The 3,702-nt window shown below is 73.8% G+C and carries 3 protein-coding genes; 2 read left to right on the forward strand and 1 reads right to left on the reverse strand.

Features of this window, described 5'->3' with window-relative positions; all coding sequences use genetic code 11:
- Positions 1-763, reverse strand: a 763-nt coding sequence (locus ABEB16_RS11315; protein ID WP_345712356.1) for a PAS domain-containing protein, incomplete at its 3' end; no start/stop codon positions are given.
- A 393-nt stretch (positions 764-1,156) separates the two neighbouring features.
- On the opposite strand from ABEB16_RS11315, the gene ABEB16_RS11320 reads away from it, so the two are divergent.
- Positions 1,157-2,689, forward strand: a complete 1,533-nt coding sequence (locus ABEB16_RS11320) for an ABC transporter substrate-binding protein (protein ID WP_345712357.1) — start codon at positions 1,157-1,159, stop codon at positions 2,687-2,689.
- Positions 2,686-3,627, forward strand: a complete 942-nt coding sequence (locus ABEB16_RS11325; protein WP_345712358.1) for an ABC transporter permease — start codon at positions 2,686-2,688, stop codon at positions 3,625-3,627. Before ABEB16_RS11320 ends, ABEB16_RS11325 begins: the two co-directional genes overlap by 4 nt.
- Positions 3,628-3,702 lie beyond the last annotated feature (75 nt).

Here is a 3,702-nt window from a genome sequence, read left to right on the forward strand (position 1 = left end):
GGCGGGCGGTGATGTCGAGGAAGTACACCGACAGCCCGTCGGGGCCGGGCCAGGCCCGCAGCTCGTACCACGCGTCCAGCGGCGGCGGGTAGTACGCCTCGAAGGCGCGGGGCTCGCCGGTGGCGACGGCGGCGCGGAAGTGGGTCTCGAAGTCGGAGCCGGCCGCCCACGGGAACAGCTCCCACACCACGCCGCCGAGCAGCTCCCCGCGGGGGCGGCCCAGCAGCCGCTCGGCCTCGGCGTTGACGTAGCTGAAGCGCCACTCGGCGTCCAGGGAGTAGAACGCCGCGGACATCGACTCCAGCAGCCGGCCCAGCCGTGCGTCGGCCTCCCGCCCCGCGGTGGTGTCCAGGGCCGCGCCGATCAGCCGCGACGGGCTGCCGTCGGCGTCCAGCAGCACCCGGCCCCGGGCGTGGATCCAGCGCAGGGCGCCGTCGTGGCGCACGATGCGGTACTCGGCCTCGAAGCCGCCGCGCGCCTGGATCGCGCCCTGCAGCGCGGCGGCCACCCGGGCGCGGTCGTCGGGGTGCACGCGGGTCTCGAACGCCTCGAAGGTCTCGTCGAAGCCGTCGCGCTCGTAGCCGAACAGCGCCACCAGGTGGTCGTCCCACCGGAGGCGGTCGGTGCGCAGGTCCCAGTCGAAGCTGCCGATGCCGGCGGCGTCGACGGCCAGCTGCCAGCGCAGCCGCTCGGAGGCGTGCTGCGCGGTCAGTGCCGGCCGCTCGGCGTCGTCGCCGGTCGCGGCCGCTGCCGAACCCACCACGTGCTCTCCGCTCTGCTCACCGCCCGTGCTGGTCGCCAACGATAAGTGAGTACCGCGGCACGGGCGCGCCGTGCACCCGCCCGGCGCACCCGTCCGGCGGGGTGGTCAGCGGCGCCGCTCCTCCCGCAGCGGCCGCACCGCCGCGGTGCGGGGACGTCCTGCCCGCGACACGCCGGCGTCGTCCGGCCGGACGTCCCCGTCGACGTCAGCACCCTCGGGGGCGGGGACGCTGTGCGCCCGACACGCCGGTGTCACGTGACCGGACGTCCCCGCCGCGCGCCCCCGCGGGCCGTGTTGCGATCGGATCACATCTGCCCCGGCCGCCGCGCCCCGGGTGGTGGGCCCCGCACGACCTCGGCAGGGTGAGCGGCAGCCGACCGAGGGAGCACCACCATGCGCGCACTGACCGCGTTCGCGGCCGCCGCGACACTGCTGCTCGCCGGGTGCAGCGCCGGCGAGGGCGTGGACACCGGCGAGGGCGGGGACGCCACGGGCGGCTCGGCCGGCAGGGGCCTGGTCGCGGCCATCAGCGCGCAGCCGGACCAGTTCGACCCGCACAAGACGACGGCCTACGCCAGCTTCCAGGTGCTGGAGAACGTCTACGACACCCTGACGGTCCCCTCCGCGGAGGACCAGACGATGCAGCCGAGCCTGGCGGAATCCTGGGAGACCAGCCCCGACGGGCTGACCTGGACGTTCCGGCTGCGCTCCGGCGTCACGTTCCACGACGGCTCCGCGTTCGACGCGGCCGACGTCGTGTACTCGTTCAAGCGGATCATCGACGAGGAGCTGGCGAACTCCTACCGGTTCACGTCCGTGGCCGACGTGGTGGCGCAGGACCCGCAGACCGTCGTCTTCACCCTCACCCAGCCGATGCCGAACCTGCTGTCGCAGGTGGGGGAGTTCAAGGGCATGGCGATCCTGCCCGAGGGCGCCGCCGAGGAGCACGACCTGGCGACGACGGCGGTGGGCACCGGGCCCTTCGAGCTGACCAGCACCAGCGCCGGCGGCGTCGAGCTCACGGCGTACCAGGACCACTGGGGCGGCGCCCCGAGCGTCGACGCCGTGGAGTTCCGCTACATCACCGAACCCACCGCCGCGCTCACCGCGCTGCAGAGCGGGCAGGTGCAGTGGACGGACAACGTCCCCGCGCAGCAGGTCGCCACCCTCGCCGACGACGACTCGATCGAGCTGGGCCGCACCCCCAGCGTCGACTACTGGTACCTGGCGATGAACCTGCGCAAGCCGCCCTTCGACGACCGGGACGTGCGCCGGGCCATCGCGACCGCGTTGGACCGCGACGCCATCACGGAGGCCGCGAAGTTCGACGCCGCCCGGGTCAACCAGACGGCCGTCCCCGAGGGCAGCTACTGGTACTACGACTACGCACCCTTCAGCACCGACGTGGACGCCGCCAAGGAGATGCTGCGGGCCGCGGGCGTCACCGGCCCGCTCACCCTGGGGATCATGGTGACGTCGGAGTACCCCGAGACGGTCACCGCCGCGCAGGTCATCGCCGCGCAGCTGGAGCCGCTGGGCATCACCGTCGACATCCAGACCGAGGAGTTCGCCACCTGGCTGGACCGGGAGGCGAAGGGCGACTTCGACAGCTTCATGCTCGGCTGGATCGGCAACGTCGACCCCTACGGCTTCTACCACTCCCAGCACCGCACCGGGGCGTCGAACAACTACCAGGGCTACTCCAACCCCCAGACCGACGCCCTGCTGGACGCCGCCGCCGTCGAACCGGACCAGGCCGCGCGCAAGGACCTGTACGACCAGGCCGCCAAGCTGATCGTCGACGACGTGTCCTACCTGTACCTGTACAACCCCGACGTCGTGCAGGCGTGGGCGAAGGGCATGACCGGCTACGCGGTGCGCGCCGACCGGGCGGTGAACTTCGAGGACGTGGAGCTGCCCTCGTGACGGGGTACGCGCTGCGCCGCGCGGCGCAGTCGCTCCTGGTGCTGGCCGGGGTGGCGGTGGCGGTGTTCGCGCTCGTCCACCTCGTGCCCGGCGACCCGGTGCGCCTGGCGCTGGGAACGAGGTTCGACCAGGCGACGTACGAGGCGCTGCGGGAGCGGGCCGGTCTCGACGACCCGCTGCCCGCCCAGTTCCTCGCCTGGACGTCCTCGGCGCTCACCGGCGACCTCGGGGTGAGCTTCCGCAGCGGCGAACCCGTCACCGTGCTCATCCTGGAGCGGCTGCCCGCCACCCTGTCGCTGGCGTTCGCCTCGATCCTCGTGGCCCTCGCCGTCGCGGTGCCGCTGGGCACGCTGTCGGCGCTGCGCCCGCGCTCGGTGCTCGACCACGCCGGCACCGTGCTCAGCCAGATCGGCATCTCGGTGCCGGAGTTCTGGATGGGCATCGTCCTCATCCTCGTCTTCGCCGGCGGCCTGGGCTGGTTCCCGCCCGGCGGGTACGTGCCGCTGTCGCAGGACCCCGCCGGGTGGTTGCACAGCCTCGTGCTGCCCGCCGTCACCACGGGCCTGGTCTCCGGCAGCGTCCTCACCCGGTTCACCCGCTCCAGCGTGCTGGAGGCCATGGCCGCCGACCACGTGCGCACCGCCCGGGCCAAGGGGCTGGCGCCCTCGGCGGTGCTGCGCTGGCACGTGCTGCGCAACGCGCTGCTGCCGCTGGTGACGGTCACCGGGGTGCAGCTGGCGTACCTGCTGTCCGGGGTGGTCATCGTGGAGATCGTCTTCGCCTGGCCCGGGCTGGGGCTGCTGGCGCTGCAGGCGGTGCAGGACCGCGACTACCCCGTGCTGCAGGGCGCGGTGCTGCTGTTCGCCGTGGTGTTCCTGCTGCTGAACCTCCTCGTGGACCTGCTCTACAGCCGCCTCGACCCGAGGATCGGCGCGTGAGCGCCGCCGCGGGCGCGCCCGCCCGGGGCGCCGCGCTGGCCGCCGACCGGCCGCGCTGGCGCACCACGGTGGGAC

This window comes from Kineococcus glutinatus (genome assembly GCF_039542765.1).
Lineage (GTDB): Bacteria > Actinomycetota > Actinomycetes > Actinomycetales > Kineococcaceae > Kineococcus_A > Kineococcus_A glutinatus.

Coding starts and splice junctions, on each gene's coding strand:
- ABEB16_RS11320 (WP_345712357.1), top strand. CDS start 1,157: ATGCGCGCACTGACCGCGTTCGCGGCCGCCGCGACACTGCTGCTCGCC.